This is a genomic window from Rubrivirga marina (assembly GCF_002283365.1).
Taxonomy (GTDB): domain Bacteria; phylum Bacteroidota; class Rhodothermia; order Rhodothermales; family Rubricoccaceae; genus Rubrivirga; species Rubrivirga marina.
The window spans coordinates 4,211,256-4,224,970 of record NZ_MQWD01000001.1 but is presented as its reverse complement, the minus strand read 5'-3'; the positions used below and the strand labels follow the sequence as shown (position 1 = coordinate 4,224,970).

Annotated in this window: 17 protein-coding genes and 1 riboswitch; of the genes, 8 read left to right on the top strand and 9 right to left on the bottom strand. The window is 72.3% G+C overall.

The window, feature by feature from the left end; all coding sequences use genetic code 11:
- Nucleotides 1–212 precede the first annotated feature (212 nt).
- Entirely contained in the window at nucleotides 213–668 is a 456-nt protein-coding gene (locus tag BSZ37_RS18060; RefSeq protein WP_095511894.1) for a hypothetical protein, read from the bottom strand.
- Between the two features lie 45 nt (nucleotides 669–713).
- Between BSZ37_RS18060 and BSZ37_RS18055 the strand changes: the two genes are divergently transcribed.
- From BSZ37_RS18055 to BSZ37_RS18035, 5 genes are all read left to right on the top strand, one after another.
- Nucleotides 714–1,748: an isoaspartyl peptidase/L-asparaginase family protein gene (locus BSZ37_RS18055; RefSeq protein WP_095511893.1), complete on the top strand. Its 1,035-nt coding sequence runs from the start codon at nucleotides 714–716 to the stop codon at nucleotides 1,746–1,748.
- 142 nt (nucleotides 1,749–1,890) lie between these two features.
- A complete protein-coding gene (locus BSZ37_RS18050; protein WP_095511892.1) occupies nucleotides 1,891–2,526 on the top strand; it encodes a DNA-3-methyladenine glycosylase family protein in 636 nt (211 codons plus the stop codon).
- A gap of 64 nt (nucleotides 2,527–2,590) precedes the next feature.
- The gene (locus tag BSZ37_RS18045) at nucleotides 2,591–3,031 is read left to right on the top strand and encodes a hypothetical protein (protein WP_143537724.1); all 441 of its coding nucleotides are present in this window, start codon (nucleotides 2,591–2,593) and stop codon (nucleotides 3,029–3,031) included.
- Between the two features lie 126 nt (nucleotides 3,032–3,157).
- Complete coding sequence (locus BSZ37_RS18040; RefSeq protein ID WP_095511890.1) at nucleotides 3,158–3,550, top strand: helix-turn-helix domain-containing protein; 393 nt, start codon at nucleotides 3,158–3,160, stop codon at nucleotides 3,548–3,550.
- 109 nt (nucleotides 3,551–3,659) lie between these two features.
- A complete protein-coding gene (locus tag BSZ37_RS18035; protein ID WP_095511889.1) occupies nucleotides 3,660–4,175 on the top strand; it encodes a hypothetical protein in 516 nt (171 codons plus the stop codon).
- A gap of 38 nt (nucleotides 4,176–4,213) precedes the next feature.
- On the opposite strand, the gene BSZ37_RS18030 is transcribed toward BSZ37_RS18035, so the two are convergent.
- Nucleotides 4,214–4,996, bottom strand: a complete 783-nt coding sequence (locus tag BSZ37_RS18030; RefSeq protein WP_095511888.1) for a hypothetical protein — start codon at nucleotides 4,994–4,996, stop codon at nucleotides 4,214–4,216.
- A gap of 151 nt (nucleotides 4,997–5,147) precedes the next feature.
- Here BSZ37_RS18030 and BSZ37_RS18025 point away from each other — a divergent pair, with 151 nt between their 5' ends.
- Together BSZ37_RS18025 and BSZ37_RS18020 are read left to right on the top strand one after the other, a co-directional pair.
- On the top strand, nucleotides 5,148–5,546 hold the full coding sequence (locus BSZ37_RS18025) for a hypothetical protein (RefSeq protein WP_095511887.1): 399 nt from the start codon (nucleotides 5,148–5,150) through the stop codon (nucleotides 5,544–5,546).
- 101 nt (nucleotides 5,547–5,647) lie between these two features.
- Nucleotides 5,648–6,286: a 2OG-Fe(II) oxygenase gene (locus tag BSZ37_RS18020; protein WP_218830555.1), complete on the top strand. Its 639-nt coding sequence runs from the start codon at nucleotides 5,648–5,650 to the stop codon at nucleotides 6,284–6,286.
- Nucleotides 6,287–6,296: 10 nt separating this feature from the next.
- Here the strand turns inward: BSZ37_RS18020 and BSZ37_RS18015 are convergent, their stop codons facing one another.
- Nucleotides 6,297–6,806: a nuclear transport factor 2 family protein gene (locus tag BSZ37_RS18015; RefSeq protein WP_095511886.1), complete on the bottom strand. Its 510-nt coding sequence runs from the start codon at nucleotides 6,804–6,806 to the stop codon at nucleotides 6,297–6,299.
- Nucleotides 6,807–6,929: 123 nt separating this feature from the next.
- Between BSZ37_RS18015 and BSZ37_RS18010 the strand changes: the two genes are divergently transcribed.
- Nucleotides 6,930–7,385, top strand: coding sequence for a DUF2147 domain-containing protein (locus BSZ37_RS18010; RefSeq protein ID WP_095511885.1), 456 nt, complete (start codon nucleotides 6,930–6,932; stop codon nucleotides 7,383–7,385).
- A 160-nt stretch (nucleotides 7,386–7,545) separates the two neighbouring features.
- Here the strand turns inward: BSZ37_RS18010 and BSZ37_RS18005 are convergent, their stop codons facing one another.
- The 6 genes from BSZ37_RS18005 to BSZ37_RS17980 form a co-directional block, all read right to left on the bottom strand.
- Nucleotides 7,546–8,472 carry a metallophosphoesterase gene (locus BSZ37_RS18005; RefSeq protein ID WP_095511884.1) on the bottom strand — a complete coding sequence of 309 codons (927 nt, stop codon included), beginning with the start codon at nucleotides 8,470–8,472 and terminating at the stop codon, nucleotides 7,546–7,548.
- A gap of 124 nt (nucleotides 8,473–8,596) precedes the next feature.
- Entirely contained in the window at nucleotides 8,597–10,534 is a 1,938-nt protein-coding gene (gene thiC, locus BSZ37_RS18000; protein ID WP_095512446.1) for a phosphomethylpyrimidine synthase ThiC, read from the bottom strand.
- Between the two features lie 61 nt (nucleotides 10,535–10,595).
- Nucleotides 10,596–11,489, bottom strand: a complete 894-nt coding sequence (locus BSZ37_RS17995; RefSeq protein ID WP_095511883.1) for an ABC transporter substrate-binding protein — start codon at nucleotides 11,487–11,489, stop codon at nucleotides 10,596–10,598.
- Between the two features lie 85 nt (nucleotides 11,490–11,574).
- Nucleotides 11,575–11,669, bottom strand: a riboswitch (TPP riboswitch).
- A 46-nt stretch (nucleotides 11,670–11,715) separates the two neighbouring features.
- Complete coding sequence (locus BSZ37_RS17990; protein ID WP_095511882.1) at nucleotides 11,716–12,153, bottom strand: DUF3592 domain-containing protein; 438 nt, start codon at nucleotides 12,151–12,153, stop codon at nucleotides 11,716–11,718.
- A gap of 221 nt (nucleotides 12,154–12,374) precedes the next feature.
- Nucleotides 12,375–13,100: a YqjF family protein gene (locus BSZ37_RS17985; protein ID WP_095511881.1), complete on the bottom strand. Its 726-nt coding sequence runs from the start codon at nucleotides 13,098–13,100 to the stop codon at nucleotides 12,375–12,377.
- 67 nt (nucleotides 13,101–13,167) lie between these two features.
- The gene (locus tag BSZ37_RS17980) at nucleotides 13,168–13,602 is read right to left on the bottom strand and encodes a nuclear transport factor 2 family protein (protein ID WP_095511880.1); all 435 of its coding nucleotides are present in this window, start codon (nucleotides 13,600–13,602) and stop codon (nucleotides 13,168–13,170) included.
- Between the last annotated feature and the right edge of the window lie 113 nt (nucleotides 13,603–13,715).

Genomic DNA, 13,715 nt, shown 5'->3' with positions numbered 1-13,715 from the left:
GGGTGGGGCGGGGCGACGGCCACGCCCGAGGGCGCGGCGCACCCGGCCAGCAGGAGGCCGGGGAGGGCGACGAAGCGGAGCATGGTGGGATCGGAGAGGGGCGCACGCCCGGTCCTCGGGCGGCGCACAAGACGGACCAGCCCGATGGGGCTGGCGGCGACGTCACGCCGCACACACGGCGTGGGCGGACGCGCTCAGGCGTCCGCGTCCTCTCAGATCAGGAACCGCTGGAAGACGGCATGGAGCCGCGCCGTGCGCGGCGGGGGCGACGCGCACGGCTCGACCGTCGGCACGACCGGCTCGGCCTCGACGACGACCTCGAGCGCTGCCGGCGCGGGGACGGCCTGCGCGGCCGACACGACCACGGACGGGGCGTCGGAGACGGGCGCCTCGGCGAGGCAACACGGCGAGGCGCAGTCGTGGAGGCCGTGCCCGTCGGCGGGCGGCGCGGGCTCGGGAGCCGGCTCGTCGTGGCACGGCGGGGCCTCGTCGTGGCCCGTCGGCATCAGGCCGTGCTCCATGGGCGCCTCGCCCCTCGGCATCGCGTGACCGTCGTGCGCCGCGTCCGCCATCGCGTAGAGGCACGCGGCGCTGGCGGCCGGCCCCGCGAGGATCGCGAGGGCCACCACGAATGCGGGCAGGCGGAGACGACGGAGGAGGGGGAGCACGGGGCGCCGGCTATCTTCGGCCTCAACGTACGCCCCCCTGCCGTCATGTTCCGCTCGCTCGTTCTTCTCGCGTCCCTCGCCGTCCTGGCGCTCCCCGCCACGGCCCAGACAGTGGAGGTGCTGCCCGGCCTCGACGGCGACCCCGTCGTCCTCGTCGTCCACGGCGGGGCCGGGACGCTCCTTCGGGCCGACATGACGGACGCGACCGAGCGGGCCGTCCGCGGCGCGCTTGAGCAGGCGCTCCGCGCGGGCCACGCCGAGGTCACCGCCGGCCGGTCGGCCCTCGACGCCGTCACCGCCGCGCTCCAGGTGCTCGAGGACGACGTCGAGTTCAACGCCGGCCGTGGCGCAGTCTTCGCCTCCGACGGGACGGTCCGCCACGACGCCTCAATCATGGACGGCGCGTCCGGGCTGGCGGGCGCCTCGACGGGGACGATGCACGTCCGCCACCCGATCGCCCTCGCGCGGCGCGTCATGGAGGCCTCGCCGCACGTGCTCCTCTCGGGCGAGGGGGCCGAGGAGTTCGCCCTCCAGCAGGGCCTCGAACTCGTCCCGAACGAGTTCTTCCACACGGATAGCCGGCGGCAGTCGCTCCTCCGCGTGCAAGAGGAAGAGCGGTCTGCGACCGGCCTCGCCGTGCCCGCCCCCGAGCCGTGGCAGATGACGGGGACCGTCGGCGCCGTCGCGCTCTCCGCGGAGGGCCACCTCGCGGCCGGGACCTCGACGGGCGGCATGACCAACAAGCGGTGGGGCCGGATCGGCGACAGCCCCATCATCGGCGCCGGCACCTTCGCCGACGACGCGACGTGCGGCGTGAGCGCGACGGGCCACGGCGAGTTCTTCATCCGCCTCGGCATCGCCCGCGACGTGGCGGCTCGCATGGCCTACCTCGGCGAGTCCGTGGACACGGCCGCGAGCCACGTCATCGGCGAGACGCTCACCGAGGCGGGCGGCACCGGCGGCATCATCGCGCTCGACGCCGGGGGCAACGTGTCGATGCCGTTCAACACGGAGGGCATGTACCGCGGCTACATCACCCGGAGCGGCCGGGTCGTGACGATGATCTACGGGGATGAGTAGAGATGGCCGCCCGGATCTCCGGTTCGCTCTGCTCGCGGGACCTAGGGATGAGGAACTGGAAACCGGTAGAGGGTGCTCGCTCGCGCTGACGGGCGGCTGACAGGGGGAGCTCAGACCTTCCAAGCCCCAATCCCCCGCCCTCATGGAGCCCCCCTACGACGTCGTCGCCGCCAGCCACGCCCTCGCGGAGGCCGACCCCCGCATGGCCGAGACCGTCGCGCGGATCGGTCCGCCGACGCTCACGCTCCGGCCCGTCGAGACGCTGCCGGGGCTGCTCCGGTCGATCGTCTTTCAGCAGCTCTCGACGAAGGCCGCGGCCACCATCCACGGCCGCGTGCTCCGTGCGTTCGGGGATGGCGAGACGCTCGACCCCGACGCGCTCGCCGCGGCGCCCGACGAGGACCTGAGGGCCTGCGGGCTGTCGCGCGCGAAGACCGCCGCCGTCCGCGACCTCGTCGCCCGCCAGCGCGCCGGCACGCTCCCGAGCCGCGCCGACCTCCTGGGCCTGGCCGACGACGAGGTGGTCCGCGCGCTCACCGAGGTCCGCGGGGTCGGCCCGTGGACGGCGCAGATGGTCCTCATCTTTAACCTCGGCCGCCCCGACGTGTGGCCGACGGCCGACCTCGGCGTGCAGGAGGGCCACCGGATCATCCACGGCCTCGACGCCCGGCCGACGCCGCGCGAGATGGCGGCCATCGGTGAGCCCTACGCGCCGTGGCGGAGCGTCGCGGCGTGGTACGGGTGGCGCGCGCTCCACGCCGCCCGTGGCGACGAGTAGGGGTTACGTCAGAGGTCGGGCCGAGTCTAAGGGGCGTCGTCCCCCGCGACTCCAGCTCAGGCTCATGCACCGACTTCTCTTTGCGGGACTCCTCTTGACGGCCGCGGCGGGCGCCCAGACCAACCCCGTCCACGACGGCGAGATGTCGTGGCGGACGTACGCCGCCGAGCGCTCTGCCCGCGTCCGCGTGTACCTCTGCGAAGACGAGCGACGGCCGCGGACGGTCGTCATCGACGAGCGGGCCGACAACGGGGGCGTCGTGACCGACGAGGCCCAGTACCTCGCCGACCTCGTCGGGCGCGAGCTCGGCTTCGACCCGACCGCCGCGACGTTCGTGTTCCGGTTCACGCCCGCCTCGTTCGTCCCGGACGCCGCCGAGCGGGGCAAGACGCTCCTGCTCCGCGCCACGTTCGGGCGGACCGGGACCGGCGCGCTCGCCTCGCCGACGTGGCGGGTCATCGGCGGCGAGGACCTCGCGGAGTTGACGGATCGGGCGCTCCGCTAGGGGCGCGTCGGATTCGACCCGCTCTCCATGCTGCCTCCACAGAAACAGGGAGTTCCTGGGGAGCAAAATGGGCGCGCGTGCGTAACGATTGTCTCAACAAACGTTCCCCAACGCACGGCTCCGCCCATGTCCGCCCCCACCGACGTTCGGAAGACCCTCCGCCTCGACGAACTCTCCGAGGCCCTCCGCATCTCGCGCCAGACGCTCGTCCGCTGGACGGACCGCGGCCTCATCAACGCCGACCTCGGGTGGGGCGTCTCCGACAGCAATCAGGAGACGCGCCTCATCGAGGTGGACGACTCGACGATCGAGTTCCTGGAAGGCTTCGCGGGCGAGTACCGCGAGGACACCGTGAGCCGGACCGAGGCGCGGCGCCTCCTCAAGCTCATCGACCGGAACCAGGTCCAGAAGCTGATCCGCCAGGGCAGCATCAAGGCCCGGAAGATCAAGGGCGAGACGCGCGTGTCCGTCGGCAGCGTCGAGGACTACCTCATGACGCTCGAAGGCGAGGAGGCGTAGCGCGACCCGGGCCGCCTCGATGAGTCATCGGGCGGCCCCGGCCAACTCGGGGTGAAGGGGCATCCCGGCCGCCCCGGGTTCGTTCCGTGGGCGTCCCTCCCCGTCCGCGATGAACTTCCTCTCGAACCCCATCGTCGCCCGCCTGTTGTGGGCGCTCCCGCTTCTCCTCGTCGTCATCGCGATCGCGACGACGCGCGCCGGGCTCGAGCAGCGCGCCGTCGCTGAGGCGGGCGAGGTCGTCGAGGCCGAGGTCACGGGGCTCACGCTCCGCGAGCGGAGCGAGATCACGACCGGCCAGGTGGGCCTCCGCTACACGCCGCCCGGCGCGGCGGCGCCCGTCGAGCGCGACGTCGAGCTCCCCATCATCCTCCTGAAGGAGATCGAGGTGGACCTCGCCGAGACGCCGGAGGGGGAGACGCTCCGCCTCCCGATCGTCGTGTCCGAGGGGTCCGACCAGATCGTGATCGCGTCGCACCGGCGGGGGACGTGGCTCCTCACGCTCAGCCTGGCCGCGATGGCCGCGTTCGGCGCCGTCGTGTCCGGCCTCCTCGTCGGCGGGTGGAACCGGTTCCTCGCCCGCGAGGGCGACCCGGCCCTGAAAACGACCAGCGGCGTGCCGGCCTAGCCCGCACGCCGCCTGCCGCAGAGCCACGGGGGCAGGGCCTAGAAGATGACCCCGACGTGGACGAGGTGCGACGACTCGAGGCGCCGGAAGTCGTCGCCGGTGAAGCCGTTGAGCAGGCCGGCCGCGCTCTCGATGGGCGACGTGTCGGTCGAGGCCGTCCGGAACGAGTAGCCGACCGAGGCGCCCATGGTCGTGCCGAACAGGTCGCGGGCCTCGGTCTGGAGCATGACCGTGTTCGAGCGCAGGCCGTAGGCGAGCGGGTCGCGGGCGCCGCCGGGCAGGCCCATCACAAAGTCGCCCTGGATGCCGGCCCCGGCGACGTACGTGCCGAACGCGCGGAGCTTGCGGGCCGGGGCGCCGGCGGCGAGCGGGACCTCGACGGCCGCGCCGATGCCCGTCCCGAGGTCGCCCTGGCCGATGTGGATGGAGGTGTCGTCGCCCTGCACCTCGACGGACATGTCGCCGAGGAAGTAGCGGTAGGCCGACTGCGCGCGGAGCGGGACGAAGACCGAGACCGCCGTGCGCTCGCCGAACGAGGCGACCGGGACGTTGGTCCCGAACCGCATCTCGATGCCGGAGACCGTCATCGTCTGGATCTCGCCGGTGGGGGCGATCCGATCCTCCGAGCCATAGAAGCCGGAGAACGCCGAGGCGTCGCCGTAGAACCCGAGGCTCGTGACGGTCCCGTCGTAGGCGACGACGGGCGCCTCGACGCCGCCCGGGCGGTAGGTCAGGTCGAGCGACTGGGGGCCGACGTCCATCGCGGCCTGCTGGGCGAGCGCGGGGACGGCGAGGACGAGGGACAGGAGGAGCAGACGCATGGCGGTGGGGGCGGGGTGGTGGGAACGATGACCCGCTGCCGAGCGGGACCCGATGCTTTGACCCTCAGTATCGGACCCCAATCGAGGTCCCTTAATCCCTTCCTGTAGGCCCCATCGGACGCGTGACTCTCGTACCCAACCGCGGAAGTATATGACCGAACGTGACCGGATCCTCCTCTCCCTCCGCCCCGATGTTTACGCGTCTCCAGCGGCGGCCACGACCGAACTCGAAGCGTTTCTCCACCGGACGCTCCGGCCGGTCCTCAAGCTCCAGAACGAGACGCTCCTCGCCCTCGTCGCCGCTGACGTCCGGAAGCGGGTGCCGGGCTTCGACGGGTTCGCGCCCGACGACCAGCGGGAGCGGCTGGCGGAGACGCTCCGGCGCGACTCCCGGCTCAAGCGCGTGTTGCTGGGCGTGGTCTACGGCGCGCTCACTCAGGGCGAGCTGGCGTTCGCCCTCGCCCACGAGCCGGAGGTCCGCCGCCGCGTCGTGGCGCTCCTGGCAGAGCGGGTGACGAGCCAGACGGGAACCGTCGCCGGCGCCGTGTGAGGGCAAGGCCGCCGGTGATCGTTTCGCGAACCGCATGAGGTCGGCCGCCTCGATGCCAACTTCGGCGCACCGGGCCGACCCTCCACTTTGGGCTCGCGTGCGTGATCGCTCTCTCCCAGACGTGGCCGACCGGGGCGACTCCGGCGTCCTCTGACGCCATCGCCGACGCGCTCGCCGAGAGCGGCTGGGCCGTGACGCCCGGCTTCCTCACGGGCCCCGAGGCCGCGTCGCTCCTCGCCGAAGGCCACGCCCTCCGCGCCGGCTTCCACCGTGCCGGGATCGGCCGCGGCGGCGGCCACCAGGTCGCGGCCCAGGTCCGCGGCGACGAGGTCCTGTGGCTCGACGAGCAGACGGAGTCGTCGGCCCAGCGTCGCTACCTCGACCGGATGGCCGAGCTCCAGGCGGCGCTGAACCAGGCGCTCTTCCTCGGCCTGTTCTCCTACGAGACGCACTTCGCCGTCTACCCGCCCGGCGCGTTCTACAAGCGCCACCTCGACGCCTTCCACGGGAGCAAGGGACGGACGCTCTCGTGCGTCCTCTACCTCAACCCGGCCTGGACCGACGCCGACGGCGGCCACCTCCGGCTCTACCTCGACGGCGAGCACGCCGAGCCCTACGTCGACGTCCGGCCCGAGGCGGGCACGCTCGTGACGTTCCTCAGCGAACGGTTCGAGCACGAGGTCCTGCCCGCCACGCGCGAGCGGGCCAGCGTGACCGGCTGGTACTCGGTCCGCACCTAGCCGGCCTCGGTCAACCCGTGGGGCCGCCGAAGCCGACCGAGCCGAGCGCCTCGGGGTGCCGCTCGACGTAGCGGTCGAGTTGGCGCGCGGCCCGCTTCTGGACGGCGCGGCGGAGGATTGGGGTCCACCCGAGGAGGAGGCCGGAGAGTCCGAGCGCCTGCCGGCTCCACCGGCGGAAGTCGAACCGGTCGCGGTGCGTGCGGATGAGGCCGTCCTCGAACGTGAAGGCCGCCCCGACCTCGTTGCGGACCGGCCGGCCCGTCTGGGTAAACGTGTAGGTCGCGACCCACCGCGCCGATCCGACGTCGTCATCGGCGTCGATGTCCGAAGCTGTGACGATCAGGTCCTCGCCGCGGGCGCAGAGCATCCGCCACATGGCGCCGACCTGGGGGCCGCGGAGGTCGAACACCTCGTCCTGAAACCGGACGTCCGGATGGTAGCACGCCGCCATGGTGTCGCCGTCCCGCCGGGCGAAGGCGTCGTAGAAGCGCGTGAGGAGGTCGGCGTGCGGGTGCGGCATGGCGCGCGGGGCGATCCGCAACGTACGGTCCGCCGCCGGGCGGCCCCGGCCGGGACACGTGCGAGTCTCGGTTGAGGAGGGTCGGGTTGCCGCTGATACGTCCATGACGTCCTCGAACCCGCCATGCCTCGCCTTCTCGTAGTCGCTCTCCTCGTTCTCGCCGCCGCGTCCGCGCACGCGCAGTCCCTCCCCGCAGAGGCCCGCGCCGTTCTCGGCGACTGGACCACCTATGGCGACGAGGGGCGCGAGGCTCAGGCCGTCATCCGGCTCACGGCGGACGGCGGCGAGCTCCGAGGCCAGATCGTCCGCCTGCTCCCGACGCAGCGCCATCCGACGCCGACGTTCCGCTGCGGCGACTGCGAGGACCGGTACGAGGGCGTCGACCTCCGCACGGTCCCGCTCTTTGAAGGGATGCGGTGGCAGGGCGACGAGTTCGCGGGCGGGCGGATCGTCGACCCCACGAATGCAAAAACCTACCGGGCTGTGGTCCGGCTCGACGGGCCCGACCGGCTGGAGGTCCGCGGGTTCATCGGCATCCGGGCGCTCGGGCGGACGCAGGTCTGGCGCCGGGCTCACTAGCCCACCCCGGCGACTCTCCCGACGGAGTTGCCTAGGCGGAGGGGGGCCGCCGTTCGGCTGGCTCTCCAGGTGGATCTCGCCGCCTCCCCCGCCCGGCCTGGCGGTGCGCTCCCCGATCCCCTCGGCGGTTCGTTCGGTACGGCCAGTGGGACAGGCCGCTTTAGGAGTCCGCCGTCGCCGACGGTCCGCGAGTCGGGGTCGAGCCGTTGGACCGACGCAGCGTGATGAGCGTGAGTTCGGGGCGGCAGTTGATCCGCACCGGAACCGTCGAAAAGCCGATGCCACGGTTTACGTAGAGCCGGTTGCTCGGGGCGCCGAGCGAGTCGAGGGCCCACCCGTCGGCGACGACCTCGCCTTGCCGGACGATGTCGAGCCACGAGTTCTGCTCGCCAGGCAGGAGGCGGATCTGGCCGCCGTGAGTGTGGGCGGCGAGCGCGAGCGGCGCCTCCCCGCCGCCGATCCCGCGGTACGACTCGGGGTTGTGCATGAGCACGAGCCGCGGGGCGCCTTCGGGCACCGCCGCGAGCGCGGCCTGCGGGTCGCTGGCCTCGGCCCAGACCGAGCCGATGCCCGCGACGTAGAGCGTGTCGCCGCCGCCCGGGGCGGGCACGCCCACGGCCTCGTTCTCCAGCACCGTCGCGCCACTCTCCCGGAGCCGGCGCGTGAGGTACTCGGCGATGGGCGGCCGCTCCTCGCTGTGCGTCTTCATGAGCGAGTAGTCGTGGTTTCCCAGCACGGCCACGACCGGGACGCCGGCCTCGAAGGCCGGGCCGAGGAGGGCCACCGCGCGGTCGGCCTTCGCGGAGTCGGGGTGGTAGAGGAAGTCGCCCGCGACCAGGAGCAGCGCGGCCTCGTCCTCCACGGCGTCCTCGACCGCCTCCGCCACCATGGCCTCGTTGTCGAGCCACATGCCGATCTGGAAGTCGGCCACGAGCGCGACCGTCTGGCCGTCCCAGCCGCCGGGGAGGTTCGGGATCTCCGCCTCGAACGACTTGTCGTCAAGGAGCAGGCGAGGTTCGATGGCGACCCCGTAGACGACGAGCAGGAGCACCAGGAGGCCGAGGCCGGCGAGGACGCGGGTGAGCATGAGGGGTGGGAGGGGAGCGGCTGGAAGGATACCCGGGCTTGCGCGCGGCGACCGCCTCGGCGACTCGCTCGACGGAGCCGCCGAGGCGGCGGAGGTCAGGCCTCGTCCCGGAGCGACTCGCCGGTTATCGAGCTGTCGAGACGTCCTCGGCGTCGGGCAGAGACTCGTGGTAGATCTCGCCGCCGAGCGCTTCGAACTGCCGGGCCTTCTCGCGCATCCCCTCCGGGATGGCCGCCTCGACGTCGACCCCGTGCTCGGCGGCGTAGTCGCGGACGTCCTGGGTGATCTTCATCGAGCAGAACTTCGGCCCGCACATCGAGCAGAAGTGGGCCACCTTTGCCGACTCCTTCGGGAGCGTCTCGTCGTGCATGGCGCACGCGCGCTCGGGGTCGAGGCCGAGGTTGAACTGGTCCTCCCATCGGAACTCGAAGCGGGCCTTCGAGAGCGCGTTGTCGCGGGCCTGCGCGCCGGGGTGGCCCTTGGCGAGGTCGGCGGCGTGGGCTGCGATCTTGTACGTGATCACGCCCTCGCGGACGTCGTCGCGGTTCGGGAGGCCAAGGTGCTCCTTCGGCGTCACGTAGCAGAGCATGGCGCAGCCGAACCACCCGATCATCGCCGCGCCGATGCCGCTCGTGATGTGGTCGTAGCCCGGCGCGATGTCGGTCGTCAGCGGGCCGAGCGTGTAGAACGGGGCTTCGCCGCACCAGTCGAGCTGCTTCTGCATGTTCTCCTGGATCATGTGCATCGGGACGTGGCCCGGCCCCTCGTTCATGACCTGGACGTCGTGCGTCCAGGCCTTCTTGGTGAGGTCGCCCTGCACGTAGAGCTCCGCGAACTGGGCGTCGTCGTTGGCGTCCTCGATGGACCCGGGGCGGAGGCCGTCGCCGATCGAGAACGACACGTCATAGGCCGCCATGATCTCGCAGATCTCGTCCCAGTGCGTGTAGAGGAAGTTCTCCTTGTGATGCGCGAGGCACCACTTGGCCATGATCGACCCGCCCCGCGAGACGATGCCGGTCCGCCGTTTGGCCGTCAGCGGGACGAACCGGAGCAGCACGCCCGCGTGGATGGTGAAATAGTCGACGCCCTGCTCGGCCTGCTCGACGAGCGTGTCGGCGAACAGCTCCCACGTCAGATCCTCGGGCACGCCGCCGACCTTCTCGAGGGCCTGATAGATCGGGACCGTCCCGATCGGCACGGGCGAGTTCCGAAGAATCCACTCGCGCGTCTCGTGGATGTGCTTTCCGGTGGAGAGGTCCATGACCGTATCCGCGCCCCAGCGGATCGCCCACGTCAGCTTCTCGACCTCCTCGGCGATGGACGAACTCACCGCCGAGTTGCCCATGTTGGCGTTGATCTTGACCAGGAAGTTCCGGCCGATTGCCATCGGCTCCAGCTCCGGGTGGTTGATGTTGGCCGGGATGATGGCCCGCCCGCGCGCCACTTCGTCGCGCACGAACTCGGGCGTGATCACTTTCGGGATCGCCGCGCCGAAGGCGTTGCCGGCGTGCTGCTGGAACAGGCCCGGGTCCGACTGGCGAAGCTCCTCCAGCCGCTGGGTCTCGCGGATCGCGACGTACTCCATCTCGGGCGTGACCTCGCCGCGCCGCGCGTAGTGGAGCTGCGTGACGGTCCTCCCGGACAGGGCCCGCCGCGGCCGGTGGACGTGCTCGAACCGGAGGTGCTCGGTCGAGGCGTCGCCGGCGCGCTCGCGGCCGAACGTGCTGGTCAGGTCCGACAGCTGCTCCGTGTCGCCGCGCTCCTCGATCCATGCGCCGCGGACCGACGGCAGGCCCGCGCGGAGGTCGATCTCGACGGCTGGGTCGGTGTACGGGCCCGAGGTGTCGTAGACCGGGAACGCCGGGTTCGGCTCGTCGCCGAACGAGCCGGTCGTCGGCGATTGCTCGATGAGCCGCATGGGGACCTTGAGGTCGGAGCGGCTGCCCTCGACGTAGATCTTGCGCGAGCCCGGGAGGGGGCGACGGACCTCGTCCGACAGCTCCTCGATGCGGGCGTGGGTGGCGGCGTCGGCGGCGCGCTTGGCCGCGGCGGTCGTGGGCATCTCCATGAGGGGGGGGGCGGTCGACCTCGGGGCCGAGGCGGGCGGGGCGGAAGTGGGAGGGTTAGAGCGCGAGGTCGTTGGTCCAGTACTCGTCGGCGCCGGGCGTCTCCGTGATGAGGCCGCGGTCGGCCATCCAGGCCTCGAGCCGGCGGTAGTAGTCGGCCGACATCGAGAAGTCGTGCGTGAAGCACGGGACCGTGGCGTCGTAGATGGCCCGCGTGAGCGCGTCCTCGGGGTCGGAGTCCGTCATCCGGAAGTAGACCTCGCGGGCGGCCTCGGGGTCTTGCTTGACCGCATCGACGCCGCGGCGGAGGACGCGAACGAGCGTGGCGAACGTCTCGCGCTCGGCCTCCAGCTTGTCGGGGTGCGTGATGAGGACGAGCTGGCAGAAGTCGGGGACGCCCCAGTCCTTCAGCGCGAACATCCGGACGTCGAGACCGCGGTGCTGCGCCTCGACGACCTCGAAGTTGTGGAACACGAGCGTCGCCACGTCGGCCTTGTCCTCGGCGAGCGCGTCGGTGTGGTAAAACGAGTTGTTGACGCGGCCGTAGCCGTCCTCCGTCCCGGTCGGGCCGCCGTCGGCCTCGACCATCGTCGCCACGATCGCCGGCCCGCCCGGGCCCGGCGCGCCGGGGTACTGGATCCGCTTGCCGACCATGTCGCGCGGGCGCTCGATCTCGGCCGTCGCCATCACGCCGCCGTTCGTGTGGAGGAACCGCGCGAAGCCGACGCACAGCTCGCCCTTGGCGCGGTCCTCAACGAGGTGGAGCGGCTCGGTCACGGCGCAGTCCATCTCGCCCTTCTCGATGGCCTCGACGGCGTCGAGGTGCGCCTCGGGCTCGATGAGGTCGACCTCAAGGCCAGCCTCGTCGAACCAGCCGCGGTCCTGGGCGAGGAGGAGGGGGACGTGGTCCGGGTTGAGGAACCACTCGAGGCCGAGGCGGAGACGGGTCATGGGGCTGTCCAGAGGTGAAGGGTCTGGAAGCCCGGGGCCGTCGGCCTCGGCGCGGTCGCCGGCCGAGCCGCCGAGGCGGGCGGGGCCGGCGCCGTCGAAGCACTCCCTACGCCGGTGCGAACCGGATCAGGTGCGGAGGGACTCTCTCAGCCACGCGCGGTGGCACCCCTGGCTTCCGGCGCCAAGGTACGCGCGCCCGGCCGTCGTGCCCGCCGCCGGATCCGCGTCAGCGGATGGGGGGGTAGAGCGCGCTCCGCTCCGGCCGCTCGCGCACGTAGAGCACGTGGACCGGGCTCCCGACCGCGTAGAGCGAGACGACGGAGCCCGCGCGTCCCCACGACTTGACCGTCCCCTCATGCACCCGCCCGCCGGCCTCGTACGTGTAGACGATGGCCCAGGGGTGGCGCCCGTTGATGCTCTCCGACGTGTCCTGGTGCAGGTCGACGATCTCGCCCCGCGTGGCCACGCCGTCCCGGAGCGCGTGGAGCTGTCGCCGCGCCCGCCGGACGCCCACGGCGAGCAGGACCCCGCCTACGACGGCGAAGATGGGGCCGGTGATGCCGGCGACGGCCACCTCAGGCCCCAGCTCGAGCGCCATCCACACCATCGGGACCGTCACGACGACGCCGACCGCCACGAAGATCGCGCCGATGAGGGCGGGCACGTTCCCCGTGAGGTAGAGGCGGCGGACGTAGGGCCCGGGGATGGTGCGGGGCGCGGGCGGCGGTTCCGGGCCCGGGTCCGGAGGTGCCGGGCCGGGAAGCGGTCCGCCGCAGTTGGTGCAGTTCCGCTGGTGGCGCGCGTAGCTGGTCCCGCACCACGTGCACGTGATGGGCGAGGACGAGGTGGCGCGGAATCCGGAGAGCAGCACGGGCGGCGGGCTCCTCAGACCTCGATCCGGCGGCCCTTGTCGACCGCCACCTCGCTCCCGACGGCCAGGAACGCCGAGCGCGGCGGGGCGGCCAGCACGTCGGCGAAGACGTCGCCGTAGAGCGGGCCGGGTGGGCCTTCGAACGCGGCCTCGTCCAGGTCCCACAGCGCCCACGATGGGTGGACCACCTCGTACTCCAGCGTCCCGCCGTCGCGCTGGCGGGTGTAGCCCCAGTAGTGCTCCGTGATGAACGCGGCCTCCGAGTCAGGGTCGGCGAGCGCCGCCGGACCGGAGGCCGTCCCGCGGAGGGCGTACGGCGTGCCTTCGTGTTGCCACTCGTAGGCCACGCTCCCACCCGTCGACGCGTCGAGCGCGACGCGGTGGCTCATCGGGACCGCCCGGTACGGCTCGTTGTACACCACCCGCGCGACAGTCGCGATCGCCCACCGCGGCACGAGCTCGCGGACGAACGCCACGGCCCGCCGGGTCTCGCCGTCGGGCGTCTCCCTCGCAACGTAGAATCGGAGGTTGACCTCCTCGAAGTGTCGGTGGAACGGGACGGGCATCCCGAGCAGACGCGCGTCGCGAAACAGGAACCCGACGACGCTCACGAGCGATTCGCCCTGCCACCGGTCGAGCGTCGTCCCGGCCGGCACGAGCGGCTCCAGCACGTCGGCCGGGCAGGCGTAGTTGAGGAGGAGCAGGCTCTCCCAGCGGGCGGTGAGGAACGGGCGCGCCATGCCGGGAGGGTACGGCATGCCGGATTCGGCCCCAAGTCCACCTGCCTCGGCCCCGAGGCGGACGGGGTCAGCCGGCGTCGTGGGCGTGCGGGCGGCGCGTGAACGCCTTGCTCACGATGAGCCACTCGCCGTCGAGCTTGAGCAGCGTCATGTGGTCGACAAAGGTGAACGTCGGGTACTCGATCTCGAGCGTCGCCGTGGCCGCGTCGCCCGTCACCGTGACGTCGACGACGCGCGTGGCGCGGTCCGAGGGTTGCGCGTTCCGCATCCCTTCGCGGAAAAAGTCGACCGCGTTGACGTCGCGCATCTCGCCGTCGGCGACCCAGCGCATGGTCGCGTCGGGGTGGAAGGCGCGGGCGAGGAGCTCGAAGTCGCCCTGCGTGCCGCCGTCGAGGTAGTAGCCGACGGTCCGCTCGACGGCTTCGTAGTCGGAGGCGACGGGCGCGGGGATCTGGGCGAGGGCGGGCGCGGCGAGGACCGCGAGCAGGAGGGCGTGGCGCATGGGAGTGGGGCAGAGGTGCTAAAAAGCCAACACGCTCGGGCCCTACGGCGCGCCGCATCCGACGTTGCGTGCCTCGGCCGGCCCGTGAGCCGACCGAGGCGGGCGGGGCTCCG